This window comes from Pedococcus sp. 2YAF34 (assembly GCF_052114585.1).
In the GTDB taxonomy this organism is placed as follows: Bacteria; Actinomycetota; Actinomycetes; order Actinomycetales; family Dermatophilaceae; genus Pedococcus.
In genome coordinates this window covers 1-26,969 of the sequence record NZ_JBFRFA010000024.1, presented here as the reverse complement: position 1 = coordinate 26,969, position 26,969 = coordinate 1, and the positions used below count along the sequence as shown (strand labels likewise).

Annotated in this window: 17 protein-coding genes; 5 read left to right on the top strand and 12 right to left on the bottom strand. The window is 72.2% G+C overall.

Going from position 1 to position 26,969, the window contains the following annotated elements; translation table 11 throughout:
• The 9 genes from AB4Z02_RS13135 to AB4Z02_RS13095 all read right to left on the bottom strand — a co-directional run bounded on the left by AB4Z02_RS13135 (position 1) and on the right by AB4Z02_RS13095 (position 10,284).
• The gene (locus AB4Z02_RS13135; protein WP_056884416.1) at positions 1 to 648 is read right to left on the bottom strand and encodes a hypothetical protein; all 648 of its coding nucleotides are present in this window, start codon (positions 646 to 648) and stop codon (positions 1 to 3) included.
• Between the two features lie 108 nt (positions 649 to 756).
• On the bottom strand, positions 757 to 1,605 hold the full coding sequence (locus tag AB4Z02_RS13130) for a hypothetical protein (RefSeq protein ID WP_441971444.1): 849 nt from the start codon (positions 1,603 to 1,605) through the stop codon (positions 757 to 759).
• Positions 1,605 to 2,828: a glycosyltransferase family 4 protein gene (locus AB4Z02_RS13125; RefSeq protein ID WP_441971442.1), complete on the bottom strand. Its 1,224-nt coding sequence runs from the start codon at positions 2,826 to 2,828 to the stop codon at positions 1,605 to 1,607. Before AB4Z02_RS13125 ends, AB4Z02_RS13130 begins: the two co-directional genes overlap by 1 nt.
• Positions 2,825 to 4,135, bottom strand: coding sequence for a YveK family protein (locus AB4Z02_RS13120; protein ID WP_441971441.1), 1,311 nt, complete (start codon positions 4,133 to 4,135; stop codon positions 2,825 to 2,827). Before AB4Z02_RS13120 ends, AB4Z02_RS13125 begins: the two co-directional genes overlap by 4 nt.
• On the bottom strand, positions 4,132 to 5,595 hold the full coding sequence (locus tag AB4Z02_RS13115) for a hypothetical protein (RefSeq protein ID WP_441971439.1): 1,464 nt from the start codon (positions 5,593 to 5,595) through the stop codon (positions 4,132 to 4,134). The genes AB4Z02_RS13120 and AB4Z02_RS13115 overlap by 4 nt, the downstream gene beginning before the upstream one ends.
• The gene (gene murJ, locus AB4Z02_RS13110; RefSeq protein ID WP_441971437.1) at positions 5,592 to 7,283 is read right to left on the bottom strand and encodes a murein biosynthesis integral membrane protein MurJ; all 1,692 of its coding nucleotides are present in this window, start codon (positions 7,281 to 7,283) and stop codon (positions 5,592 to 5,594) included. Before murJ ends, AB4Z02_RS13115 begins: the two co-directional genes overlap by 4 nt.
• Positions 7,280 to 7,981: a sugar transferase gene (locus AB4Z02_RS13105; protein ID WP_441971435.1), complete on the bottom strand. Its 702-nt coding sequence runs from the start codon at positions 7,979 to 7,981 to the stop codon at positions 7,280 to 7,282. Before AB4Z02_RS13105 ends, murJ begins: the two co-directional genes overlap by 4 nt.
• 30 nt (positions 7,982 to 8,011) lie before the next feature.
• Entirely contained in the window at positions 8,012 to 9,196 is a 1,185-nt protein-coding gene (locus AB4Z02_RS13100; RefSeq protein WP_441971433.1) for a DegT/DnrJ/EryC1/StrS family aminotransferase, read from the bottom strand.
• On the bottom strand, positions 9,193 to 10,284 hold the full coding sequence (locus tag AB4Z02_RS13095) for a Gfo/Idh/MocA family protein (protein ID WP_441971431.1): 1,092 nt from the start codon (positions 10,282 to 10,284) through the stop codon (positions 9,193 to 9,195). Before AB4Z02_RS13095 ends, AB4Z02_RS13100 begins: the two co-directional genes overlap by 4 nt.
• A 502-nt stretch (positions 10,285 to 10,786) precedes the next feature.
• Here AB4Z02_RS13095 and AB4Z02_RS13090 point away from each other — a divergent pair.
• Genes AB4Z02_RS13090 through AB4Z02_RS13080 form a run of 3 tightly spaced genes read left to right on the top strand, consistent with a single transcriptional unit; the run spans position 10,787 to position 18,865 of the window.
• Complete coding sequence (locus tag AB4Z02_RS13090) at positions 10,787 to 16,915, top strand: chitobiase/beta-hexosaminidase C-terminal domain-containing protein (RefSeq protein WP_441971429.1); 6,129 nt, start codon at positions 10,787 to 10,789, stop codon at positions 16,913 to 16,915.
• Positions 16,916 to 16,924: 9 nt separating this feature from the next.
• Positions 16,925 to 18,181 carry a glycoside hydrolase family 5 protein gene (locus tag AB4Z02_RS13085; protein ID WP_441971427.1) on the top strand — a complete coding sequence of 419 codons (1,257 nt, stop codon included), beginning with the start codon at positions 16,925 to 16,927 and terminating at the stop codon, positions 18,179 to 18,181.
• Between the two features lie 3 nt (positions 18,182 to 18,184).
• Entirely contained in the window at positions 18,185 to 18,865 is a 681-nt protein-coding gene (locus AB4Z02_RS13080) for an acyltransferase (RefSeq protein ID WP_441971425.1), read from the top strand.
• Positions 18,866 to 18,885: 20 nt separating this feature from the next.
• Here AB4Z02_RS13080 and AB4Z02_RS13075 read toward each other — a convergent pair whose 3' ends face one another.
• Complete coding sequence (locus AB4Z02_RS13075; RefSeq protein WP_441971423.1) at positions 18,886 to 19,728, bottom strand: SDR family oxidoreductase; 843 nt, start codon at positions 19,726 to 19,728, stop codon at positions 18,886 to 18,888.
• Positions 19,729 to 19,952: 224 nt separating this feature from the next.
• Between AB4Z02_RS13075 and AB4Z02_RS13070 the strand changes: the two genes are divergently transcribed.
• Together AB4Z02_RS13070 and AB4Z02_RS13065 are read left to right on the top strand one after the other, a co-directional pair.
• Entirely contained in the window at positions 19,953 to 21,368 is a 1,416-nt protein-coding gene (locus tag AB4Z02_RS13070; protein ID WP_441971421.1) for an FAD-binding oxidoreductase, read from the top strand.
• 217 nt (positions 21,369 to 21,585) lie between these two features.
• A complete protein-coding gene (locus AB4Z02_RS13065) occupies positions 21,586 to 24,969 on the top strand; it encodes a BTAD domain-containing putative transcriptional regulator (protein ID WP_441971419.1) in 3,384 nt (1,127 codons plus the stop codon).
• Between the two features lie 22 nt (positions 24,970 to 24,991).
• Here AB4Z02_RS13065 and AB4Z02_RS13060 read toward each other — a convergent pair whose 3' ends face one another.
• Together AB4Z02_RS13060 and AB4Z02_RS13055 are read right to left on the bottom strand one after the other, a co-directional pair.
• Complete coding sequence (locus tag AB4Z02_RS13060) at positions 24,992 to 25,756, bottom strand: hemerythrin domain-containing protein (protein WP_441971417.1); 765 nt, start codon at positions 25,754 to 25,756, stop codon at positions 24,992 to 24,994.
• An 11-nt stretch (positions 25,757 to 25,767) separates the two neighbouring features.
• A partial coding sequence (locus AB4Z02_RS13055) for an MMPL family transporter (RefSeq protein WP_441971415.1) occupies positions 25,768 to 26,969 on the bottom strand: 1,202 nt, incomplete at its 5' end.

Below are 26,969 nucleotides of genomic sequence, written 5' to 3'. Positions count from 1 at the left end.
TCAGAGCAGCTCCCCGGCGCGCCACAACGCAGCACAGGCCTCCAGGTCACCTGCGGTCGACAGCATCGACGCGGCGCGCTCGGTCTGCCGCCCGGCGGCGTCGCGGTCCTGGGCGTCCGTCGTGTGCGCCCGGTCGGCCCGGCCGGCAGCCACGACGCGGCAGAACGCCGCTGCGCGCTGCAGGGCGACGGCCAGGTCGCCCTCGAAGACCCCGCGCAGGATCGCGTCGGTGAGCTGGCGCAGCTCCGACGGCCCCGGGGGTTCGGCCACGCCCGCCACCGCGTGGTTGACGTCCGTGAACCGCATACCGGCGGCGTAGTCGGCGGCCGCCTCCTCGGGGCTGCGCTGCACCCACTCGCGCAGCGCGTAGAGGCGCCACAGCGCACCCGGGAGGCTGCGCGGTGGGCGGTCGGCCCAGAGCTCGGCCACCGTCGAGAGGCCCAGGTCGTCCACAAGGGCGACGAGGCGCGCGGTGACCTGGGGGTCGTCGGAGGCACGCCCGGTGCCCACGAGCACGGCCGCCGTCTCGTGCGCGACCTCGGTCACCTCGGCGGGGTCGGGCACGGTGCCGCCCTGCGACTCCATGGCGGCAGGGCTGAAGAACGCAGGTCGGCGCGGGCCGGGGCGGCCGCTGGGCTCGTTTCTCATCGCCTCCAGTGTCCCAGCCGAGGCGGCGCTGCGCAGGCTCGCGGGGACACCTGGATGGCACAGGGGGCGGGGATCGTGCGCCCCGCGGCTTCCGCGCAGCAGCAGGCTTCATCGGTGCGACTCTCGCGGCGCCTGGGCCCCCGGGGCGACCGTGAAGGCGGCGTACGCGCACAGAGCACGTTCGCGCAGCCGCCTTGGCGCCGCGGTCCAGGCACCGGCGAGCGCCGCCTTCTCCTGGTCCCGCTGCGCGGACGGCGCCCACAGCTCGGGGCTGCCTGCGGGGCTGACGCCGCCGTAGGTGACCGCCCCGCCCACGACCCCCCGCGAGGCCAGCAGCTCGTCGTGGCTGACCAGGCCCGACTCGAACCCGAGCACCACGGGTGACAACGTTGGCCGGGCGCGCACGAGCTCGGCGACCTCCTCCCGCATGTCGGCGTCGAGCGACGGCGTGGCGAAAGTGGTGCCGAACCGGCCGTTGAGCCGCCGGACGACCGTGGCGAGGTCGTGCGTCGACTCAGGGAAGTCGCTGACCACCATGGCGTCCCGGTGGGGCATCAGCTGCTCGTAGAAGCGGGCGTAGGCGAGCATCGCATCGCGCAGGTCGACGTCGGGCTCGCGCACGAGCTGGGAGAGCACCGCCCCCCGCGGCTCCCTGATGACCGTGAGAGTGGGTACGCCCCTGCGCACGGCTTCGACGATCTGGGAGCTGGCGTGCAGGTGGTGGGCGAGGCGTACGGGGCGGGGTTGCGCGAGCTGGAAGGCGTGGACGACGAACGTGCTCGCGCATCGGGTGTAGCCGTCGATGACGAGCTCGGTGTCGCGGCCGATGACCTCAGGGCTCGGCCCGGGGTAACGCCGGCGCGCGAGCGGGAGGTACAGGGTCGGGCTCTCGGAAAGGTAGATCCGGGCGAGGTGGCGCGCGCGCCGGGCGGGTGAGGTGGTGGCCGGACGGGTCATCACAGGCTCCTCTCGAGCTCTCGGGCAGGCAGCAGATAGGCGAACAGCTCGAGGTAGACGGCCTCCTGGTGCTCCCAGGCCACGGTGTCGAGAACGCGTCTGCGGCCCTGGTCGCCGGAGGCGGCACGCAGGTCCGCGTCCTCGAGCAGACGCCGCACCGCATCGGCGAACGCAGGCACATCGCCCGGCTCCGCGTACAAGCCCCCCGCGCCACCGAGCGACCGGGTCTGCGGGAGGTCGAAGGCCACGAAAGGAAGTCCGCACGCCATGTACTCCATGACCTTGACTGGACTCACGACCGCCTCGAGGTTGGGCTCCAGGCCCACGTCCGCCGCCGCCAGCTGCGCGAAGACGTCCTCCTCGTCGAGCCACCCGGTGAACCGGACGTTGGCCGCGATGCCGAGGTCGTCGGCCAACCGCTGAAGGGAGGGTCGCTGGTCACCGTCACCGATGAGGACCGCCTCGAGTCGGGTGCGGCCGCAGTCGTGCACGAGGTGCGCCGCGGCACGCAGGGCCAGCTCCACACTGTCCTGCGGGCCCATGACCCCGACCCAGCAGACGACGCCACCCGCCGGGACGATGTCGGTGTGGCGGTCCCGGGGAGCGGGTCGCACCCGGGCGAGGTGCGGACCGTTGCCGACCACCGTAATCCGCTCCTCGGGGAGGCCGCCGCGGTCGCGGACAACCGCACGACAGGACTCGTTCACCGTGACGACGTGGTCGGCGGTGCGGAAGCTGGTGCGCTCGCAGGCGAGCAGGATCCGGTGCACGAGCCCGCCGCGCCCGCCGAACCTGGCGAGGTAGACCTCCGGGGCCAGATCACGCTGGTCCAGGACGATGACCGCCCCCATCCACCGGAAGGGGACCGCGAGTGGCGCGTAGACGTCCGGCATCCCGGAGATCTGGATGAGGGCGAACGGACGGATGAGCCAAGAGCGCCACATGAGCACTGCGGCCATCACCCACGAGTACGCGTACTCCCACACGAACGCGAGCCGCCCGTCGGCGTCACGCGGGGCGGGGTAGTCCAGCACCCGCACGCCGGGCAGCCGGCGGTTGCCCGGGTCGCGGCGGCAGATGACGGTGACCTCGTACCCCGCGGCGGCCAGCGAGGCTGCCTGCTTGCGCAGCCGGTGGTCGTGCGCGAGCGAGACGTTCTCAACGACCAGGACGACGTGCGCCCCCCGGCCGACCCCGGCCGGACGCTCCCCCGCCCGCCTCACACCAGGTCTCCGTTGGCCGTCGGCGTGCCGGCCACGGCGTGGCTGTCCAGCGGTGACCCGCCCCGCACGCGTCGCGCCCACGACGGCAGGCCCGCGCTGCGCAGGCTGCTGCGGTGGGTGAGGACCGAGCAGACGGGTCCCTTGGAGAAGTTCTTCGCCAGCCGGTGGGCCTCGCGGACGGTGCGCCGGTCGGACAGCTCGGTGTCGACCACGAGAACGGCCACGTCGCACCGCTGCACGACCTCGAGCGTGGATGCCGACTTGGTGACCGCGGCCGCCTGGACGATGACCAGGTCGTGGGTCTTCATGAGGCGGTGGTAGCCGACGGCCGCCGCTCCTGTCCCCTCCGAGGAGACCTCGACGGGCAGCTGCACCCAGCCCAGGAGCTCCTGTGCCTCCTCGACGTCCTGCTCCTCCGGCACGACCACGACGGAGTGACCGGCCTCGGCGGCCGCAGCCGCGAGGTTGGCCGCGACCACGTCACGCGCCTCCAGGTCGATGTCTCCGGCGCAGGTGACGACCAGCGTCCGGGGCCCGTCGGGGCGGCCGAGGCCGAGCAGGTGGGTGGCCAGGAAGCGGTAGTCCTCAGCCACCGAGGAATGCGGGTGGTCAGCGACGACGAGCCGGGCCGAGCCGCGTAGCCGGGGTCGCGGGACGACGGCCAGGACCGGCGAGAGGGTTAGCTCCACCAGCTCGCCCGGCGCGCGCACGTGGTGGTCCCAGCGGTCCCACGCCGCCGCGAGCGCGGTGCCGAGGGCGAGGCCGAGCACGAGCGCGACCGCGAGGTGCAGCTGGTGGTTGGGCCCGGACGGCGATGTGGGCACGGTCGCCGGAGTGATCACCTCCACCGAGCGGGGCACCGTCGCGTCGGGCGCCTTGGAGCGGACCTCGACGTAGGCCTCAGAGAACACCTTGGCCCGGCGGGCAGCATCGCCCGGCGTCGTCGTGGTGGCCTTGAACTCGAGCACGTGCGTGTCCACGGGCACCGACACCGAGATCCCTTGCAACGCTTGGTCCTCGGTCAGGCCGAGCGCCTGCGCGGCCGGTCCGGTGACGGTCCCGGAGAGCGCAAGCGCCTTCTCCGTGCCCATGTCGGGCAACGGTGGGACGCCTCCGGACGGCAGGAGCTTGGGCTCCACGACGACCCGCGCCACCGCGGTGTAGGCGTCAGGCTGGGCGTAGCTCGCCATCCCCGCTCCCAGGGTAACCAGCGCGGCGAAGGCGAGGATGAGCTTGAGGTGTGCTCGCAGGAAGCCACGGGCGAACCCAGGGGTGCCTTCCAGCTCGCGCGGTATGGACGTGGTCATCGGTTCACGGCTCCCTCGGTCATGGTGTCCGGCGCGGTCTCTGGTCCGCCCGCCGGCCACCTGGCCAGCGCCGCGAGGATGAACAGGGCGTCGCCGGCCCCGCGGTAGGTCAGGTGGGGGTCGAAGAGCATGAGCACGGCCATCACGACGATGCCCACGAGGTAGCCGAGGGCTGCGGCGCCCACGGCGTCCGGGCGCCACCGGGCCAGCTGGAAGCTGTGGCGCACCGAGGCCCGGACGAACCAGGCGAACGCGAAGAGCAGCGGGAGCCCACCGCCCCAGAGCAGCCACGTGTAACCGCTCTCGATCCAGACGTATCCGGTCGCCTGGCTGGAGACCACGACCCGGGCGCTGGGGCGGACCCCGAGCAGGAAGTTGGCCTGGTCGACCAGCTGCGGCCAGAAGTAGCTGTTGAGGTTGCGGAGCCGCCCGACCCAGCTGACGGGGATGCCGGAGGTGCCCTGGAAGCCGGACAGCCGCTCGGAGATGACCGGCCACGCGACGACGGCCACGACGGCTGAGAGCGGAAGCGCGAGCAGCAGGAGGCGCGGCCGGCGGATGACGTAGGCGAGCAGGCCGGCGGCGATCACCAGTCCGAGGGCGCTGGAGAACTCACCCGCCGACACCGCTGCCAGCACCATGCACAGGGACGCCCCGGACAGGATGACGGCGTGGCGGGCCCGCCGCGCGATCAGCCCGACCACCAGGGCGAGGTTGCAGATCATGAGATCCGCCACGGCGGCTGGCAGCGCGAGGGTCGAGCCGCCCCGAGGGTTGGCGAGGGCGCCGACGTTGCCGTTCGGCAGGAAGTACCCCGACAGCAGGGCACGCACGCCGAACAGGTTGAGCGCCTGCAGGATGGCGATGGCCCCGACCAGGACCGCCACGCCGACGGACAGATAGAGGGCGCGCCTGACCTCCTCGACCGTACGGATGCTCGCGCGCACGATGAGGTAGACCCCGCCGAGCTTCCACAGCACCAGGGCGTAGAGCAGGTCGTCCATGCCGATCGGCTTCTGCCGCACCGCCATCCACGCCAGTGGGAGCACCGAGCTGGCGACGGCCATGGCGAGCATCCCCCACTCGACCTGGCTCAGCCGGATGGCGGGCCGCCTGCCTGCCCGGGCTCCGAGGATCGCCCGCGCCGCGAGCGCCCCGCCGACCACCGCCGCCAACGCCTCGTTGGGGCGCATCATCGGGATGGCCGAGCCGCGGTCGATGCCGGCGGTCAGCGGCGTCACGACGATGATCGAGTACGCGGCGAGGGCCGGCTTGGCGACCACGCAGGCCGCCAGCGCGCCGACGAGGACCAGACCCAGCGCGACACCGGGGTGGTGGGTGCTCAGCCAGATGGCCAGCGGTGCCGCGAGGACGGCCGTTGCCGTGGTGGGGGCGAGCGCCGGATGGACGGCGAAGACGGGAGGCCTGGCAGGTGCTGCCGCGCGCCCGGGCGCGCTCACGGCTCTACCCTCTGCGGCGCAACACGATCCGTGGACGCCGAGCGGCGACGGGCGCCGATGAGCAAGGCCAGCTCCGGCGCACCCAGCAGCCTGGAGACGGCTGCGTAGACTGCGGTCCCGGCAGCGACCGCCAGGGCGACGGCGGCGGCTGCGCCGCCTCTGCCCTGCCATGTGGACGCCGTGCGCTCCAGCAACCACACCGACGCCCCCATCGCCGCGGTCGCCACTGCCGTCCGGGCCACCGCCGGGGCGAGTCGCACCGGCCCCCGGTGGAGACGCCCGCGGAGCATGACGGCCATGCATGCCGCGCCGGCGAGGGTGCCCGCGCTGTAGGACGCCCCCAGCCCGAGCAGCAGCCGAGCCCCGTCGAGCAGGTGCAGGGACAAGCCGACCCCCGCGAGGCACACGCCCACCTGCACCAGCGCGGCCACGAGCGGGGTGTGCGTGTCGCGGCGGGCGTAGAAGGCGTAGCTGCACATGCTGAAGACGGCCTGGCCGACCACCGCGGTCGCCAGCGCGGCGAGGGAGGCGGCGATGACCCGTACGCCGTCACCCTCGGCCATCCTCCCCACGGCCACGAGGCGCGCAAGGGGAGTGGACAGCAGGACACACCCCACCGCGGCCGGCACCGCCACGAAGAGCGCGAGCGCGAGCGACCGCACGAAGGTGTCGTGGAAGCTGTCGTACTCCCCCCGGGTGAACGCCCGCGCCAGCCACGGCAGCGAACCCAAGGCCAGCGGCGTCACCGCCACGGCGACGACGAGGTAGACGAAGCTCAAGGCCATCTGGAACCCGACGACGCCGCCGCGGGCGGCGTTGGCCGCGGCGAGCAGCGCCACCACCTGCACGGCGAGGACGCCCGCCTGCCCCAGGGACGGCAGCGCGCGCCGGATGATGGTTCGCACCTCCGGGTCCCGCCAGCCGGCGCGCGGGACCAGGACGACACCGACGCGGCAGGCCCCCCACCACTGCACGGCTGCGTGTGCGGCCACGGCTCCGGTCGTGCCCAGACCCAGCAGGAGGAGCTCTCCGACGGGTACCCGGCCTCCCACCGCGCCGTGGTGGACCAGTGCCGTCACACCAAGGACCGCAATGATGCCGACGTTCTCCAGGGCCGGCGCGGCCGCGGCGAGCCCAAACCGCTGATGGGAGTTCATGGTCGCGGTGGCCGTGCCGACGACGGCGTAGCAGAAGACCTGCGGGGCGAACATGAGGAACAGCAGCCGTGCCGTGTCCACCTGTTCCGCGGCGAGCCCCTGCCCACGCGGAGCCGTGAGGCCGAGCAGCTGTGGCGCCGTGAGGACGGCCAACGGCACGACGACCGCCAGGGCGACGGCGGTGGCGCCGAGGAAGCCGCCGGCAAGGCGTTCGCAGGCCCGTCGGTCGGCGATGTCGGCGTGGTGGACCAGCGCCGGGACGAGGAGGGAGGGGAACAACGACCCCGCCAACAGTCCGTAGTAGAGGAGGTTGGGCAGTGCGTTGGTGAACTGGAAGGTGTTGCCCAGCATGGTGGGTCCGAGCACCGCACCGATGGCCGCGATCCTGAGGAGGCCCGTGACCCGGCTGACCACGGTCCAGGCGGCCACGGTCATGCTGTCGGCAGCGGCCACCGACACGTCGGTGGCCGCCGGTGTGGGACTGTCGGCTCCTCCGCCGGACACCACAGTGGGGCGGTCGATACTGGTCACCCCGCATCCCAGACCCTCAGGACTGTGCGCACGGTCAAGAGCAGCAGACGCAGGTCGAACAGGAAGCCGCACCGCTGCACGTACTGCAGGTCGAGCTCGAGCGCCTGCCGCATGGTCAACGTGCTCCTGCCACTGGTCTGCCACAGCCCGGTCATCCCCGGCGGGACGGCGAACCGGTCGTCGTACTCACCCCGCAAGAGCTCGCGCTCCCAAGGCAGGACCGGACGCGGCCCAACCAGCGACATGTCCCCGCGTAGGACGTTGAAGAGCTGTGGGAGCTCGTCGATGCTGGTGCGGCGCAACAACTTTCCCAATGAGGTCAGCCTCGGGTCCTCATCCAGCTTGAAGACGGCCGAGGCAGGAGACACCCCATCGGTGGGGTGGACGGCAGTGTCGTCCTCGAGCAGGCGCTTGACGTACTCGCGGTGCAGGACGTCGCTGCAGCCGGTCTTCATCGTGCGGAACTTCACCATCGTGAAGGGCGTGCCACCGCGCCCGACGCGCGTTTGGCGGAACAGGGCAGGACCCGGCGAGCCGGTCCTGACCAACAGCGCCACCAGGCCCAGGAGAGGCGACAGCAGGACGACCAGGACCGCCGCACCGACCAGGTCCAGCATCCGCTTCGGTATGGCGTAGCGAAGCCGCCGTGCGAGGTCGGCGTGCGACCTGCGCGCCGCCCGTGCCGTGGAAACCTCCATCCCGCCCCTCCCCTCGTGACGTTGCAGGACCTACGCGAGGACCGCGCCCAAGCTCCGGCACACGTGGCTGACCTGGTCCGGAGTGAGGTGCGGGAACATGGGCAGGGAGAGGATCTCGGCTGCAGCGGCCTCCGCGACGGGAAGCGGACCGCGCCCGTAGACGGCGTACGGCTCCTGCAGATGGCAGGGGACGGGGTAGTGGATGCCCGTGTCGACGCCGAAGCGGGCCAGTCCCTCCATGGCCTGCTGCCGCCGGTCTGTCCGGACCACGGCGAGGTGGTGCACGCTGGGCGTCCGCACCGCCTCCTGCACCATCTGCACCTCCCTCGGCAGCTGCGCGCGATAGGCCGCGGCGTGCACTCGCCGGGCGGCTGTCCACCCGTCGAGGTGTCGGAGCTTGACGGACAGGATGCCGGCCTGGAGGGCGTCCAGCCGGCTGTTCATGCCGACGTGGTCGTGGACGTAGCGGTCCGACAGGCCGCGGCCATGGTCGCGCAGGGAGCGCAGCCTGGCAGCCAGCGCGGGGTCCGAGGTCGTCACGGCGCCACCGTCACCGAAGGCACCGAGGTTCTTCCCGGGGTAGAACGAGAAGCTACCGGCGACGCCGAGCGACCCTGCCTGCCGCTCCTCGTGGAAGGCGCCGTGGGCCTGGGCTGCGTCCTCGACCAGGGCGACGCCTGCCCGCTGCGCGATCTCGCTCAGCCGGGTCATGTCAGCCATCTGTCCGAAGAGGTGCACCGGCACGATGGCGGCCGTGCGCGGCGTGAGGGCCGCCTCCACCTGCGCCGGGTCGATGAGGAGGGTTTCGGGGAGGACGTCCACAAACACAGGCACGGCCCCGGACAGGACGACGGCCTCAGCTGTCGCCACGAAGGTGTTGGCCGGCACGACCACCTCGTCGCCGCTGCCGATGCCGAGCGCCCGCAGGATGAGGTGCAGGGAGTCCGTCCCGTTGGCGACCGAGACGGCGAAGTCGGTGTCGCAGTATGCAGCCCAGTCGCGCTCGAATGCCTCGACGACGTCGCCGCCGATGAAGCGGTGACTGTCGAGGAGGTCGGTCCACACCTCGTCCAGCTCGGCCCGCACCTCCGCCGTTTGCATGGCGAGGTCGGCGAACGGGACCCGGAGCCCCCCACCAGAAAGACCGCGGCTGGGTTCGCGCCCGTGGTCGGGGTCGAGGCCGGCGTCGGTGAGGGCGCTCTCGACCGTGGTCACCGGGAGCTGCCGATCAGTACGCCCCGCTCGTCGGGACCGGACTGGTCCTGGCCGACCCCCAGCCGCAGCTCGTCGAGGGCCACCGCACGGCCCTCACTCAGCGAGATCTGCAGGGCCTCGAGCACCTCGACGACCGCCAGACCGTTGTCGCCGTGGGTGGCAGGGCGACCACCGGTGAGGATGCAGTCGACGAAGTGCTTGTCCTGCACCATCAGCGGCTCCTCGAAGTCGAGGTAGGGCACGGTGATGTCGCCGTAGCGGTAAGCCATCGGGGGCTGGGTGAGGTCCTCGTCATCCACCGGCGAGGTGACCCCTCGGTCGAAGACGCGAATCCGCTCGTCCGCCGCGAGGTCGTCGTACACCGCCATCTTCTTGCTACCGACGACGGTGACCCGGCGGACCTTGCACGGGTCGAGCCAGCTGACGTGGATGTTCGCCGTCAGGTTGAGGGACGGGTAGAACAGGCGCAGGTAGGCCATGTCCTCCAACCGTCGATGGGCATGGCAGGCAGCCCACGCCTGGACCGACTCCGGTGCCTGGCCGAGCAGGTTGATGATGATCGAGATGTCATGCGGCGCAAGGTCGAAGATGACGTTGACGTCGCTCTGGTACAGCCCGAGGTTCAGCCGCGCCGTGTCGATGTTGTAGAGGTCGCCGAGGTCGCCCTGCAGGATCAGCTGCCGCAGCTTGGCCACAGCGGCGTTGTGCTCGAACGTGTGGCCGACCATAAGGGTGACGCCCGCCTCGCCCGCTGCGGCGACCAGCCGGCGACCGTCTGCACTCGTGGTGGCCATCGGCTTCTCCACGAGGACGTGCTTGCCGGCGGCCATCGCGGCGAGCGCGAGCGGCGCGTGCGTGGTCGGCGGTGTCGCCAGCACCACCGCGTCCACCGCAGGCAGCGCCGAGGGGAGGTCCTCGAAGGTACGAGCGCCGGGCAGTCCACGGCGCAGGCTGTCGATCCGGTCTGCCCGGCCGTCGATGAGGACGACCTCGTCGACGTTCGCCAGCGACTGCATCACGCGCACGTGCTTCGATCCCCAGTAGCCGCAGCCGACGATGCCAACCCTCAGTCCGCGTGCTTCAGTCATTCGATGTCCTCCCATAGTGGCCCCGCACGAGGCATCCCCGTGAACTCTTTTCACCTTGGACCAGCCTCGCGGGCCAGCACTCCACCAATGCGCATGAAATCGGCGTCACCCCATGCATGAAATCGGCGTCACCCCATGGACGTAGTCCTCGACGTGGTAACGGACTACGCCGGCGGAGCCACGCAGTTGCCCTGTCCCCTGACCACTCGGCAGAACTACGACATTCGTCGCAGAGTCCGCGAGGCCATTCGTCGCAGGCGTTGCGAGCAAAGGGAATGAGGCCTTCCTCGAGCGGGCAGCCATACGCTGCCGAAGGCGCCGGTCGCTGCCCGCTCCAGGGCGTTCCCTGTCGACTTGCCGGCGTTTTCCGAGACACAGAGGGGTCACCGTGGCTCAGTGGCGAGATGGTTCAGTTCCCGGGCGAGCGCACCGCGCCGGCCTCATCACCGGCGCAAGGAGACGCCCGTCCGCCAACCGGCGGCGCTGGTTCCGCGGTGTGGTGATGACCTGTGCCCTCGCACTGGGGGTCTCCGCGCTGGTGACCACGCCCGTTGCCGCCGCGTCCGCGGTGAAGGTCTCCCTGGTGTTCGACAACGGCTCGATCACCCACTACACGCTGGGGTACCAGCAGGCGCTGCAGCCGCACGGCGCCAAGGCGACGTTCCTCGTCAACTCCGGCACCGTAGGCAGCGGCGCCAACTTCATGAGCTGGGCGCAGCTGGGCACGCTCGCCTCCGCCGGGATCGACATCGGCGGCAAGACGGTCAACGCCACCAACCTCACCACCGACCCGAACCCCACCGCCCAGGTCTGCAACGACCGGGCGGCACTGCTGCAGCACGGGCTCACGCCGGTCGCCTTCGCCTACCCCGGCGGCGCCAACAACGCCACAGTCAAGGCCGTCGTCAAGGGCTGCGGCTACGGCAACGCCCGCACGGCGGGTGGCCTGTCGGCCACCGGCGCGACGTACGCCGAGGCCCTCCCGCCGACCGACTGGTTCGCCACGCGCGCCTACGCACCGTCCGCGGTGACCCTCGCGAACATGAAGTCACTCGTCACCGGGGCCTCGACCTCCAACGGCGCGTGGAGCCAGATCGTCATCGGCCGCATCTGCGACCAGACCCGCGACCCGGCCAACTACACGAGCTGCAGCGCGGCCAGCGGCCACATCGAGCTGGCCGACCTCAACGCGTTCCTCGACTGGATGGCCGCGGCCGGCCAGACCGGCGGAGCACCGACAGGGGCCACGCTGAACACCGTGCGCTCGGTGCTGTCCTCGAGCGACACCGCTGCGCCGGCCACCGCGATCTCCTGCAACGACGCCACCTGCACGTCCACGCCGTACACGGGCGTGGTCACCGTCAAGCTGTCCCCGACCGACGTGGGCTCGGGCGTCTCGAGCACGCACTACACGACCGATGGCACCGAGCCCACGCTCTCCAGCCCGCTCTACTCGGCGCCGTTCACCGTCAACGGGTCCTCGACGTCCACGACCGTGAAGTTCGCGACCTGGGACTACGCAGGCAACCAGGAGGCGACGCAGACACAGGTCATCGAGGCGCCCAGTGACACCACCGCGCCGACGACCACCATCGCGTGCAACTCGAGCGCGTGCAGCGCGTCCGCCTACGTCGCCACGGTGACGGTGACGCTCGCGACCACGGACACCGGTGGCTCCGGAGTCGACAAGACCTACGTCACGACGGACGGCACGACGCCGACGACGACGAGCCCGGTGTACTCGGTCCCGATCCAGCTCGGCCCAGGGACCTACGCCGTCAAGTACTTCTCCACCGACAAGGCCGGCAACGCCGAGGCGGTGCAGACCCAGGCCGTGAAGGTCGCACCGGTGACGACCAAGGTGGCACTCACCTTCGACAACGGCACCGTGAGCCAGTACACGCTCGGCTGGACCAAGGCCCTGAAGCCCCACAGCGCCCAGGCGACCTTCTTCGTCAACTCCGGCACGATCGGCGCCTCGGCGAACACCATGACCTGGACCCAGGTGGGCGCCCTCGACACCGACGCCCAGGACGTCGGCGGCAAGTCGGTCAACGCCACCAACCTGACGACCGACCCGGACCCGACGACCCAGGTCTGCACGGATCGAGCCAATCTCGTGCAGCACGGCCTGAAGCCGGTCGCCTTCGCCTACCCCGGCGGCGCCCTCAACACGACCGTCAAAGACATCGTGAAGAACTGCGGCTACGGCAGCGGCCGCACGGCGGGCTCCGTCTCGCCGACCGGCCCGACCTGGGCCGAGACCCTGCCACCGAGGGACTGGTACGCGACGCGTGCCTACGCCCCCACCGGACAGGTGACCCTGGCGAACCTCCAGGCCCTGGTGAACGGCGCGGCCACGCACGGCGGTGGCCTCAGCCAGGTAGTCATCGGCCGCGTGTGCGACCAGACCCTCGAGCCCACCCCGTACGCCGCGTGCACCGCCTCCGCCGGGTGGGTCCAGCTCGCTGACCTCAACGCCTTCCTCGACTGGATGGGCAACGCCGGCTCCACCGGTGGGGCCCCGGCGGGCGCCATCCTCACCACCGTGCGGGCCGCGGCGACCGCCGCCGACACCACCACGCCGGTGACCACCGTCGCCTGCAACGGCGCGCCGTGCAGCTCGACCGCCTACACCAGCACGGTCTCGATGACGCTGGCCGCGACCGACAGCGGCTCGGCGGTGTCGAGCACCCACTACACGCTCGACGGCAGCGACCCCTCGCTGAGCAGCCCCACGTACTCGGCTCCGGTCAAGCTCACCTCGGACACCACCGTGAAGTACCGTTCCTGGGACAACGCCGGCAACGTCGAGTCGGCGGGCAGCGTCTCCATCCCGGTCTTCCTGCCGCCGGACCAGACCCCGCCGACGACCACCATCGCATGCAACGGGTCTCCCTGCACCGCAACGGGATACAACGGTGCGACGACCATCACGCTCGCCGCTGCGGACGGCGGCGGCTGGGGTGTCGACAAGACCTACTACACGACCGACGGGTCGACCCCGACCACGTCGAGCAGCGTCTACAGCAGCCCCTTCACGCTCTCCACCCCGGCGACCTACACCGTGAAGTTCTTCTCGACGGACCTCGCCGGCAACACCGAGCCCGTCAACAGCGTCGACGTCCAGGTGCTGGCGCCCAAGACCATGGTGTCGCTGACCTTCGACGACGGCCTGAAGTCGCACTACGACCTCGCGTTCCGGAAGGCCCTGCAGCCGCGGGGCATGCATGGCACCTTCTACGACGTGAGCGGGCTGCAGGACGTGGACCCACAGCACATGACGTGGGCCGAGCTGACCGCGGTCAACAACGGGGGCAACGAGGTCGGCGGCCACACCGCCCACCACACCAACCTCAAGACGACCACGGACTACAACACCAAGGTCAAGGAGGTCTGTGACGACCGGCAGGCCCTGCTGGCCCACGGCTTCTACCCGAGCAGCTTCGCCTACCCCGAGGGCGCCTACGACGCGACGGCCGAGTCCATCGTCCAGGGCTGTGGCTACTCGACCGCCCGGGCAGCCGGTGGCATCGACGTGGCGGGCACCGGAGCAGGACCGGTCTACAGCGAGACCGTGCCACCGAAGGACATGTTCGCCACACGCACGGTGTACGACCCGCCGTCGGGCAACCCGCCCAACCTGCCGCCGATCAGCCTCTCCCACCTGCAGGACTCGGTGATCGCCGCGTCGCAGCACGGTGGCGGCTGGGTGCCGCTGGTCTTCCACCAGGTCTGCTCGCAGGCCTACGACCCGGACAACTACAGCGGCTGCATCAGCGACTACGGACCCATCGAGCTCGACACGCTCAACGCGTTCCTGGACTGGCTCGGCGCCGCAGGGCAGCCCGGCGGCGCACCGGCCCGGACCACGGTCCAGACCGTGTCGGACGTCCTGGTCGGACCCGACCAGCTGAACCCGGTCACCAAGCTCATATGCAACGAGTCGCCCTGCACCAACACCACCTACCGCGGCTCGGTGACCGTCGACGTGTCCGCGACCGACCCGGGCGGCTCGGGTGTCAAGGCGACCTACTACACGACCGACGGTTCCACACCGACGACCTCGAGCCCGACGTTCACGCGCTCGTTCACCCTCGGGCAGAACACGACGTTCACGTTCTTCTCGGTCGACAACGCCGGCAACACCGAGCCGGTGCAGAGCGTCCAGGTCCAGGTGCAACCGAACACCGACCCAGTGATCGGCGCCGCGGGCGACATCGCCTGTGACCCCGCTGCCCCGGCCTTCAACAACGGGCTCGGGACCGACACCGACTGCCGCGCCTCCCACACGGTCGGCCTGCTCGACGGCGTCGACGCGGTGCTGCCACTCGGCGACATCCAGTACGAGTGCGGCGCACCGTCGGCCTTCGAGCAGTCCTACGGCCCCACATGGGGCACCAAGAAGTCGATCACCCGCCCGGTGCCTGGCGACAAGGACTACTCCCTGACCGGTGGCGCGGGCTGCCCGACCACACCCGGCGCGGGCTACTACTCCTACTTCGGCAGCGCCGCCGGTGACCCGGCCAAAGGCTACTACAGCTACGACCTCGGCAGCTGGCACGTCGTGGCGCTCAACACCGCACCCTGCCCGGACAACGACGCCACCTGCGCCGCCGGATCCGCGCAGGACACCTGGCTCCAGCAGGACCTGGCAGCCAACAGCTCCTCCTGCACGCTGGCCTACTACCAGAACCCGCGCTGGGCCTCGACGGAGTCGGGATCGGGCGGCGACCCGACCTTCCAGGCGCTGTGGAACACCCTCTACAAGGGTGGCGTCGACGTGGTGCTCAACGGCGACTCGCACTGGTACGAGCGGTTCGCGCCGCTGAACGCGAGCGGGGTGCGCGACAACACCTACGGCATGCGGGAGTTCATCGTCGGGACCGGTGGCGCCGGCCTCAGCACCCCTGGCGCGCAGCAACCCACGAGCGAGGCGCTCAACGCCCAGACGCACGGCGTGATCCGGATGACGCTCCGAAACGGCTCGTACGACTGGTCGTTCGTCCCCGACGAGGGCACGTTCACTGACTCGGGCACCGGCGGGTGCCACGCGGCCCCGCCCGCCCCGGACACGGTCGCCCCGACGACGACCATCGCCTGCAACAGCGCACCCTGCGGCACCGGCCCGTACGCTCCGCCGGCCTCGGTCTCCCTGGCCGCGACCGACAACACCGGGGGCTCGGGTGTCGCCAGCACGCGCTACACCACCGACGGGACGGACCCGAGCACCACGAGCACGCTGTACTCGGGACCCATCCCCATCTCGGCCACGACCACCGTGAAGTACAGGTCGTGGGACGTCGCGGGCAACGCAGAGGCGACCAAGACCCAGCTGGTCTCGGTGGACAACGCCGCCCCGGTGACCTCGATCCTGTGCAACGGGAACCCCTGCAGCGCAACCGGGTATGCGGCACCGCCCTCCGTGTCGTTCACCAGCGCCGACATCAACGGCCTCGGTGTCGCCAGCACGCACTACACCACCGACGGCACGGACCCGACGCTGACCAGCCCGACCTACACGCAGCCGTTCCCTGTCGCGACGACGACCACGGTGAAGTTCCGCTCCTGGGACAACGCGGGCAACGTCGAGGCAACTCAGAGCCAGGTCGTCCTCGTCGACCAGACCGCGCCGGTCACGACGATCACGTGCAACGGCACCGCCTGCCAGAGCGGCAGCTACTCCAGCGCCGTCACGGTGACGCTGGCGGCCTCGGACGGGACGGGTAGTTCGGGCCTGTCCAGCACGCACTACACGACCGATGGAACCGACCCGTCCCTCGCCAGCCCGACCTACACGACGGCGCTGTCCGTCGGGGCGACCACGACCGTGAAGTTCCGCTCCTGGGACAAGGCAGGCAACGTGGAGGCCACGAAGAGCCAGCTCGTCACCGTCACCGTCGCCGCGGACGCACCGCCGGTCGCGGCCCTCTCCCTGTCCGCGACGAGCGGCGTCGCCCCCTTCGGGGTGACCGCCAACGCCTCGGGGTCGACCGACACCGACCCGACGCCGATCGTGTCCTACACGTTCAGCTGGGGCGACGGGACGGCCGCGGTCACCCAGGCCGGCGCGACCGCCACACACACGTACTCGGCGGCAGGCACCTTCACCGTGACGGTGACGGCCAAGGACTCTGCCGGCCTCACCGGCAGCGCGACCGCGCAAGTGGTGTCCAAGCAGAACATCATCAACAACGCCACCTTCGAGAGCAACACCAGCGGGTGGGCAGCTGGCAGCAACAGCACCCTCGCCAGGGTGACGGGCGGCCACTCCGGCAGCTGGTCGGCGAGAGTCAACAACTCGGCCCGGATCTCGGCCACGGCCTCGATGACGGACTCCCCGAACCGGGTCAGCAAGACTTCGGCCGGCACCTACACGGCGTCCATGTGGGTCAAAGGTGCCGTCGCAGGCAAGCCGCTCGTCCTGAGCGTGAAGGAGCTGTCGGGCACCACGGTGGTCGGCACCGCCACCGCGACGGTCACGCTGTCCACGTCCTGGCAGCTGGTCACGGTCAGCTACACGGTCAAGCAACCCGGCAACACCGCGCTGGACCTGACCCCCTCGGTCGCTGCCGTCCCGGCGCGGTCCACCGCGTTCTTCGCCGACGACGTCATCCTGCTGCTCGGGTAGAGGAGGCCCATGCGCTCGAGGTACATCGTCGTTGCGACCGCCCTCGCCGCGGTGCTCCTCGGCGCGTGCGTGGGACGGTTGTGGGCGACCCCGGCCCCGGCTGCCGGCACCGCGCGCACCGGGATGGTCACCGCCACCACGGCCGACTCCGGCTCCGCGACCACTCCGCCCGCCCCGAACCCACCGTCCGCGGCCCCCTCCAGGCCGCTCGCCGTCCGGGTAGCCGGCAACCGCCTCGTCGACGCCGGCGGCGCAGTCGTGCGGCTGCTGGGGGTGAACCGGTCTGGCACGCAGTACGCCTGCGTAGAGGGATACGGCGTCTTCGACGGGCCGTCCGACCAGGCCTCCGTCGACGCCATCGCGTCATGGGGAGTGACGGCGGTACGGGTCAGCCTCAACGAGCAGTGCTGGCTGGGCCTCAACGGCCTGCCCGCGTCCACCACGGCCGAGGCCTACCGGTCGGCCGTGACCGGCTATGTGGACCTGCTCATCCGGGCCGGGATGTACGTCGTGCTCGACCTCCACTGGAACGCTCCGGGTGGCACCAGGGCGATGGACCAGCAGCCCATGGCCGACCGCGACCACGCGCCGGCGTTCTGGTCGAGCGTCGCCGCCGCCTTCAAGGACCACCCTGCGGTGATGTTCGACCTCTACAACGAGCCCTACCCCGACGACAACCGCGACACCGAGGCTGCGTGGACCTGCGTCCGGGACGGCGGCGCCTGCCCTGGCGTCGACTTCACCGCCGCCGGGTCCCAGGAGCTGCTCGACGCCGTCCGGGGGGCAGGCGCGACCAACGTCGTGCTCGTGGGCGGCCCCCAGTACGCCGGCTCCCTGACGAGGTGGGCGCAGTACCGGCCGCACGACCCCGCCGGACAACTGGCCGCCTCGGTGCACATCTACTACAACACCACGAGCGACCCGGAGTGGTCGCCCTGCTACGCCAGCGAATGCTGGGCCCAGACGCTCGAGCCGCTGGCTGCGACTACTCCCGTCGTCATCGGCGAGGTGGGCGAGCACGACTGTGCCTCGGGGCTGCTCATGCCGCTGCTGAACTGGGCCGACGCCCACGACCTGAGCTACCTCGCATGGTCATGGATCGCTGGCGACTGCGCCAAGGAACCCGCCTTGGTGAGCCGCTACGACGGCACCCCCAGCGGAGCCGGGGCCGGGTACCGCGCCCACCTGCTCCAGCAGGCACGGCCCGGAACCGGCCGCCCGACCGGCGGCACCCCACCAACGCTGCACCCGACCCCAGGAGGATGACCCATGGGTCCTCGCATCACCGCTTCCGCCGACGTCTCCCCCACTGCCAGGATCGGCGACGGCACCGTCGTGTGGCACCTCGCACAGGTGCGGGAGGACGCCCTGCTGGGCGAGAACTGCATCATCGGACGCGGCGCCTATGTCGGCCCCGCCGTCCGCATCGGCGACAACTGCAAGCTGCAGAACTACGCCCTGGTCTACGAGCCGGCCGTCCTCGAGGACGGTGTGTTCGTGGGGCCGGCGGTGGTGTTCACCAACGACTACTTCCCGCGCGCGGTCCGCCCCGACGGGACGCTGAAGACCGGTGACGACTGGCGGGCCGTCGGCGTCGCCTGCCGCACGGGCGCCTCCATCGGTGCCCGCAGCGTCTGCGTGGCCCCGGTGACCATCGGGCGCTGGGCCATGGTCGCCGCGGGCTCCGTGGTCACCAAGGACGTCCCGGACTTTGCGCTCGTGGCGGGGGTCCCGGCCAGGCGGATCCGCTGGGTCGGCAAGGCAGGCGTGCCGCTCGAGCAGGAGGCGTCCGGCACGTGGGTCTGCCCCCAGACGCACGATCGCTACACCGAACGCGACGACGGCACCCTGACCGAGGCGGAGTCGGAGCCGGCGATCGACTCCACCGAAACGCGCAGTGAGGTCTCGATCAACGCTGGACCACCGCCGGCGGCCGCGTCGCGGCGGTAGCGCTCGACGGGCGATGCTGGTCAGGCGATCCAGGTCGAGGTGACGCCGAGGACACCCGCGCCGTCGAGGTCCTTCAACGACATCCCGACGAACCCCGCGGCCTGGGCCGAGGTCTGCCAGCGGAACCTCGGTTCGGCCGTGGTGGCCGCCTCGACGATCACCTCCGCCGCCTGCTCCGAGGTCTGGGCGTTGTCGAACGCGCCGGCGGTGCGCCGCAGGTTGGCGCCGAGGAGCGCGGCATACGGGTCGTCGGTCGGTGCGTCTGCATCCGCGTGGTGGACGTTGCCGACGAACTCGCTTGCCACTGGACCGGGTTCGACGACGCTGACGACCACGCCGAACGTGGCCGCTACGGGGGCGAGTGACTGCATGAGTCCCTCGACGGCGAACTTCGACGCGCAGTAGGCGTCAGCGAACGGTTGCCCCACGGCACCGCCCACGCTGGTGACCGTCACGACCCGGCCGCGACCCGCCGCCCGCATGGAGGGCAGCACCAGCCGGGTGAGGCGGGCGACCCCGAGGTAGTTGACGTCGAGCTGCTCCTGGAGCTGGGCGTCGGTGAGCTGCTCGAGGGTCGCCACCGCACCACGGCCGGCGTTGTTGACCAGCACGTCGATGCGTCCGTGGTCGGCGAGGACGCCCTGCACCGCAGCCTCCGCGCTCTCGGGGTCGGTGACGTCGAGCGACCGGACGTCGACGTCGACGCCGGCTCGCGAGGCCGCGTCGCGGAGCGCGTCCACCCGGCCCGTGTCGCGCATCGTCGCCACCACGGTCAGCCCCGCCCGGGCGAGGCCCACGGCCGCTGCGAGGCCCATCCCGCTGGACGTTCCGGTGACCAGGGCGACATCGCGGGGAGGCGTCATCCCCGGATCGTATGCCCACGGCGGGCGTCCTGCCCCGGGCCGCGGACCGGCCCGGAACCCTCCGGCGGACCGACCCGCGACCCTCTGGCGGACCGACCCGCGACCCTCCGCCCGACCCGACGGCGGACCCGCCCGAATCCCGACCCCAAGTCGGTCCCAAGTCCTGCTCAAGCGCGCCGCCGCAGGCTGCTCACACAGTCACAGCAGACCAAGGAGCACGCACCATGAGCATCACCACCACCCTCTCCGAGCAGCGCGCCGCGTCCCTGCGGGGCGCCTGTCCTGACGGGGTCCACCTGCCCGGCGACGCGGCGTACGACGCGGCCAGGTTGCCGTGGAACGTGGCGCTGGACCAGCGCCCGGCCGCGGTGGCGACACCCCGCACCGTCGCCGAGGTCCAGGAGGTCGTCCGGCGCGCAGTGGCCGCCGGCCTGCGGGTCGCGCCGCAGAGCACCGGGCACAACGCCGGCCCGCTCGTCGCCCAGGGCCTCGACGACGTCGTCGTGCTGCGCACCTCGGCCATGACGGGGGTCCACATCGACCCGCAGCGCCGGGTGGCGCGCGTCGAGGGCGGGGCCCTGTGGCTGCACGCCACCGAGCCGGCCGGCGACCACGGCCTGGCGGCCCTGCACGGCAGCTCGCCCGACGTGGGAATCGCCGGGTACTCCCTCGGCGGCGGCATCGGGTGGTACGCCCGCAAGCTCGGGCTGGCCACCAACAGCCTGCTCGCGGTCGAGCTCGTCACCGCCGACGGCGAGCACGTCCGCGCCGACGCGACGCAGAACCCTGAGCTGTTCTGGGCCCTGCGGGGTGGCGGCGGCAGCTTCGGTGTGGTCACCGCCCTCGAGTTCCGGCTCTACGACATCGCCTCGGCCTACGCGGGCATGCTCGTCTGGGACGTCGCGCAGGCCGAGCCCGTCCTGCGCCGGTGGGTCGACTGGTCGGCCGGGGCGCCCGACGAGGTCACGACGGCGTTCCGTGTCCTCAACCTCCCGCCGTTGCCTGACATCCCGGCCCCGCTGCGCGGACGCTCCGTCGTCGTCATCGACGGTGCCGTGCTCGCGGCGGACCACGAGGCGCAGGCGGTCCTGACGGACCTGCGGTCGCTGACCCCGGAGATCGACACGTTCGGCCGGGTCCCGGCTCGCTCGCTGGTGCGCCTGCACATGGACCCGGAGGGGCCGACGCCGGCGGTCTCCGACTCGGCGATGCTCGGCAGCCTCCCCGACGCCGGGGTCGACGCGTTCCTGTCCGAGGTCGGTCCCGGCGCGAGCTCGTCGCTGCTGCTGGCCGAGCTGCGGCAGCTGGGCGGTGCGCTCGGTCGGGACCACGAGGGCGGCGGTGCGCTGAAGCGCCTCGACGGTGCCTTCGTCGCCTTCGCCGCCGCCATCGCCGCGACGCCGGAGATGGCAGCGCAGGGCGAGCAGGACGCCCACCGGCTCACCAAGGCCCTGTCTCCGTGGGCGAACGGCCGCAGCTACCTCAACTTCGCGGAGAACCCGGTGGACCCGAGGTCCGGCTATGAGGAGCGGACCTGGCTGCAGCTCAAGGGCATCCGGTCCGCGGTCGACCCGCACGGCACCTTCGTCGGCAACCACCGCATCCCGCGGCTCGTGGAGAACCAGCGCGTCACCGACTGAGCCCGCACGCGCGTACGGCGCCCCGCCCCATCTGGGTGGGGCGCCGTACGAGCTGTCCGGCCGGGGCGCCGTACCAGCTGTCCGGACCGACCTGGGCCGGGGCGCCGTACCAGCTGTCCGGACCGACCTGGGCCGAGGCGCCGTACGGGCCGGGACCGGTCTCGCATCCGTCGAAAGGACGAGTGGCACGGCCCTGCCCGGCCCTATCCTCGGCCGGGTGAGAGTGGGTGTCCTCGGCACTGCTGAAGCCCAGCTGGACGGCGTGCCCGTGGACCTCGGCACCCGCAAGCAGCGCGCGCTCGTCGCCGCCCTCGCGATGAACCGCGGCCGGCCTGTCTCGGTGGACGCCCTGGTCGACCTGCTCTGGCCCGTCGGCGCACCACCGGGCGTGACCGGCACGCTCCAGGCGTACGTCGCGGGGCTGCGCCGCGCCCTCGAACCCGACCGAGCCGCTCGGGCACCCTCCACCGTGCTCGTCACCGTCACGCCCGGGTACGCGCTGCGCCTGGGCGAGGACGACGTCGACGCGCACCGCTTCGACCGCGCCGTCAGCCGCGCCCACCGGCGGCTCGGCCACGCGGATCGGGTGCAGGACAGCCGCGGGCTCACCGCCTCCGAGCTGGCCGAGATCACGGCGGAGCTCGACACGGCGCTGGCGCAGTGGCGCGGTGAGCCGTACGCCGACCTCGAGGACGCTCCGTCCGCGGTGGCCGAGCGAGCGCGCTTGCAGGAGCTGCGCCTCGTCGCCCTCGAGGACCGCGCCGTGGCCGCGCTCGAGCTCGGGCACCACGGCACCGTGGCTGGGGAGCTCGAGGCGCTCACCACCGCGCACCCGCTGCGCGAACGGCTCTGGGCACTGCGGGCCCTGGCCCTGACCCGCGCCGGTCGGCAGGCCGACGCCCTCGAGGCCCTGCGCCAGGTGCGGGAGGTGCTCGCGGACGAGCTCGGGCTCGAACCCAGCGCCGACCTGCGCGAGCTGCAGGGTGCCGTGCTGCGCCAAGACCCGAGCCTCGAGTGGCGGGCACCGGGCGGCGCCACGGCAGCCGCACCAGCCCCTTCTCCCCCGGCGCCTGGTCTGGCCACGGGACGGTCCTCCGCCCGGTCCTCGGTGCGGCTAGGCCAGATCGAGTCGGTCGTGCCCAGCCTGCCGCCCTGGCCGATGGTCGGGCGCGAGTCCCAGCTGGGAGCGGTCCTCGAGCAGCTGGACCAGGCCGAGACAGGGTCACCGGCCTTCGTGGCCCTCGTCGGGGAGCCGGGCATCGGCAAGAGCCGGCTCGCCGCCGAGCTGGCCACGCGCGCCGGCGAACGGGGCGCGGCGGTGCTGCTGGGACGGTGCTCGCAGGACGACGGCGCACCACCGCTGTGGCCGTGGCTGCAGGTCCTGCGCGGGCTCGGGCGCGACCTGCCAGAGCTCCCGGACGACGGCAGTGCACCGTTCGGGGTCTGGGAGCAGATCGTCGCTGACGTCGTCGAGGCCGCGCGGGGCCGCGCGGTGGTCGTGGTCCTCGACGACCTGCACTGGGCCGACGTCGCCTCGCTGCGGGTGCTGCGGCTGCTCGTGGAGAGCGCGACCGACGCGCGGCTGCTCGTCCTGTCGACCTGGCGCAACCGCCCCGAACCCACCGGTGCGCTCGCCGACGTCGCCGAGGCCCTCGCACGGCGGCACGCGCTCCGGGTGGACCTGCACGGGCTCGCCCCCCACGAGGTGGGCCGGGTCGTCGAGGCGGTCGCCGGGTCGGAGCCCACGGCGACGCAGGCCGTGGAGCTGGCACACCGCACCGACGGCAACCCGTTCTTCCTCGTGGAGTATGCGCGGCTGGCCCGTGACGGGGGCGGCCTCGCCGTGCTCGAGGGTGAGGCGCACCCGCCCGCGGCGGTCCACGACGTGCTCGTACGGCGCCTGCAGCGCCTCCCCGAGGAGTCGCTCACGGCGCTGCGCTGGGCCGCGGTGCTCGGTCGCCAGTTCGACCTGCCGACCCTGGCCGAGGTCTTGGGGTCGCCGGAGGAGGAGCTCCTCGACCGCCTGGACCCTGCGCTGGACGCCGGCCTGCTGCGTGAGGACGGTATCGAGCTCTACCTCTTCGGGCACGCCCTGGTGCGCGACACCATCTACGGCTCCCTGTCCGCCACCCGCCGCGCGCGGGCCCACGCGCGCGTCGCCGCGGCGCTGCAGGGCAGGCCCGGGCGCGAGACCGAGCTGGCCAGGCACTGGCTCGCCGCCGGGCCCTCGTATGCCGCCCGGGGCTGGCTCGCCGCCGTGTCCGCCGCCGTGGTGGCGCGGCGCCTGCACGCGTACGACGAGGCGACGGACCTGCTCGTGTCGGCGCTCGACACCCACCCGCTCGACCCGGACGGCACCCCGCGGGAGCGCTTCGACCTGCTGTGCGACCTCGCCGACGCGCGTCGCTGGGCCGGCGACTGGGCCGGTCTGGTCGAGGCGGTCGAGGAGGCGATCGGGGTCGCCGACGAGATCGGGGACGTCGAGCTGGTCGGCCGCGCCGCCACGATGACCGCCGTGGGCGCGCTGTGGCAGTCGGGCCCGCACGGCACCGTCAACGAGGTCGTGGTCTCCGCCCTGCGTCGGGTGCTCGCCGCGCTGCCGGAGCAGGACAGCCCGTTGCGCTGTCGGGTGATGCTCAGCCTGGCCCTCGAGACGTACTACGGCTCGGGGTACGACGAGCGCACCGCCCTGGTCGAGGAGGGGCTGGCTATGGCCGACCGGGTCGGGGACCCTGCCCTGCTCCTGGACGGCTACCAGCTCGCGTTCGTGGCCCTGTGGTGCCCGCGGACCGCGCCCCAGCGGCTGCGCTACGTCAGCGAGGCCATGCTCCTGGCCCACCAGCTCGGCGACGACCGCGCCTACGTCGTGACGACGACGCTGCGGGCCGTCGTCTCGGGCGAGCTCGGGCTCCCGGCCGAGATGTGGGAGCACGCCGCGGTCGCCCGTGACGCGGCGGAGCGGCAGCGGCTCCCCTACGGGATCATCGTGCTCGACAGCCTCGAGCTGCCGTGGCTGGCCATGGCCGGGCACTTCGAGGAGTGCGAGGAGCGGCTGGCCAACATCCGGCTGCTCGACCAGCGGATGTCGTTGCACCAGACCGACGACGCGACGCTCGGGGCGATGATGGCACTGCGCGTCTGGCAGGGCCGGGCCTCGGAGATGGCCGACGGGCTCATGGCAGCCGAGGCCCAGAGCCCCCTGCCCCTGGCGGCCGTCGTGGCGATGTTCCTCCTGCGCAGCGGGCGCAGGGACCTGGCCGAGGAGTACGTCGCCGGGCACCCTCTCGACCTCGGCCACGATGACTGGTTCGCGATGCTCACGTGGTGCTCGGCGGCCGAGGTCGCCCTCGGGCTCGACGACCGCGAGCTCGGGGTGCGGGCCTACGAGCTGCTCGCGCCGTACGAGGACTTCTCGTGCTGTGCCGGGTCGGGGGTGGCCCTGGGGCCGGTGGACGCCTTCCTCGCCCTCGCCGCTGCCGCGGGCGGGGAGAAGGACGTGGCCGCTCGGCATGCCGAGCGCGCGCTGGAGCTGTGCGAGAACTGGCAGGTCCCGCTGGCGGCGCAGTGGTTGCGCGACCAGCGGGACCTGTTCGGGTTCTGAGGACGGTTCTGAGGACCGGGCCTCAGGGGCGGTCGACATAGGCGAACGCCACCCGCTCGCGCTGCTCGAAGCGGCGCCGCGTCAGCAGCCACATCAGGTGGTGAGGACGTCCCGACCGCCCGAACACGGTGCGGCGCAAGGGAGCCGGCACCTGGTGCATCGCCCACGGCACGAGCGCCAGCACCTGGGCGGGGCGCAGGCCGGACCGGAAGTGCACCTCCTCCAGCTCCTGCCACTCCTCGTTGGTCATGACCTCCTGCACGATGGCGATAGCCAGCGTCTCCTCGTGCTCGAGGTGGCGGCCCAGGCTGCTCTTCGCCGCCGTGAGCCGGATGGCCAGCGCCGAACGGGCGTCGTCGTCCGCGTGCGTCGACAGCCGGGCGAAGCCTGCCGCGCACGCCTGCAGGATCGGGTCGATCTCGGCGTGCTCGGCCTCCATCGCCTCGAGGGTCTCGCGGCCTTCGTCGTCGGTGCGGTCGAGGAGGAGGGGCCAGAGCCCGGCGTCCTCGCCGCTCTGGTGGTGGTGCAGCGCCGCGGCGAAGGCGTCCCAGCGTGCGGCGAGCGCCCGCCAGGTCGTCCGCGCCCCGGCCGGGGTGGCCGTCGCCGCGGCCGCGAAGGCCGTGAGGTCGCGCCGGAACGCGTGGTGCATCACGTACATCATCGTCATGTCCACCGGGCCGGGGTGGGCTGCCGTCTGTCCCGGGAAGCGCAGCTGCTCGGGCCAGGCTGGCAGGACGTCGTGGATACTCGTGGCGGTAGGGGTGGTCGGGTCGGTCGTCGTCGTCATGGTGGTTCCTCTCAGAAGGTGCCGACGGGCGTGCGCTCGTCGTCGTGGGTCGGGGCCGGGTTCACGGCCTTGGTGGGGGCGCCGAGCGGGGTCGGGGAGCCGTCCGCCGGCGCGGTGGGAACCGCGACGACGTCGTCGTCCTCGAGCTCGGCGCGGACGACGGGGAGCAGCCGGTCCAGCCAGCCGGGAACCCACCAGTTGCGGTCGCCGAGCAGCGACATGGTGGCCGGCACGAGGACCATGCGGATCACGGTGGCGTCGAGCAGGATCGCCGCGGCCATGCCGACCCCGAGCATCTTCACGACGGCGTCGACCTCGGTGGCGAACCCCAGGAAGACGGCCACCATGATCGCGGCTGCGCTGGAGATGACCCGGCCGGTGGAGGAGAGTCCCCGGACGACCGATCCCTTGGAGTCGCCGGTGCGGAGCCAGTCCTCCCGGACCCGCGAGAGCAGGAACACCTCGTAGTCCATCGAGAGCCCGAACAGGATCGCGAACATGAGGATCGGGACCCAGCTCGAGACGGCCACGGGGTGGTCGAGACCGAGCGCCGAGGCGCCCCAACCCCACTGGAAGACCGCCGTCAGCACGCCATACGCGGCGCCGATGCTCAGCAGGTTCATGGCTGCCGCCTTGAGCGGGACCACGACCGACCGGAACACCATCGCGAGCAGGAGGACCGACACTGCCACCACGAACACGATGACGACCCAGAGCCTGGCCGCGAGCATGTCGGCGATGTCGGAGAAGAAGGCGGTGCCGCCGGTGAGCTCGACACCCTTCGGGAGGTCCGCGCGCAGGGCGGCCACGAGGGTGCCGGTGCGCTCGTCGGTGGGCGCCAGGCTCGGTATGGCGTCGAAGACGGCGAGGGCGCCGTCCGGCGAGACCGTGGTCGGGGTGAGTGCGCTGACGAAAGCGTGGGTCCGCACGGAGGTCCTCACCGAGGCGAGCTCGTCGTCGTCGACCACGGTGCGGTCCACGACGAACGTGAGGGGCCCGTTGGCACCGGCGCCGTACTCCGCCGCGACGAGGTCGTAGGCGCGCCGGGTGGTGAGGTCGGTCGAGGCGCTGCTCGCGTCCTGCGGCCAGGTGCGCATGTCGAGCGCGGGGACGGCGAGGGTCAGCATGAGCACGGCCGCCCCGACCGCCCACGGGAGCGGGCGGCGCCCGACGCGGGCGGCCCAGCGCGCGGTCAGCGGTGCGCGCCCCGTCG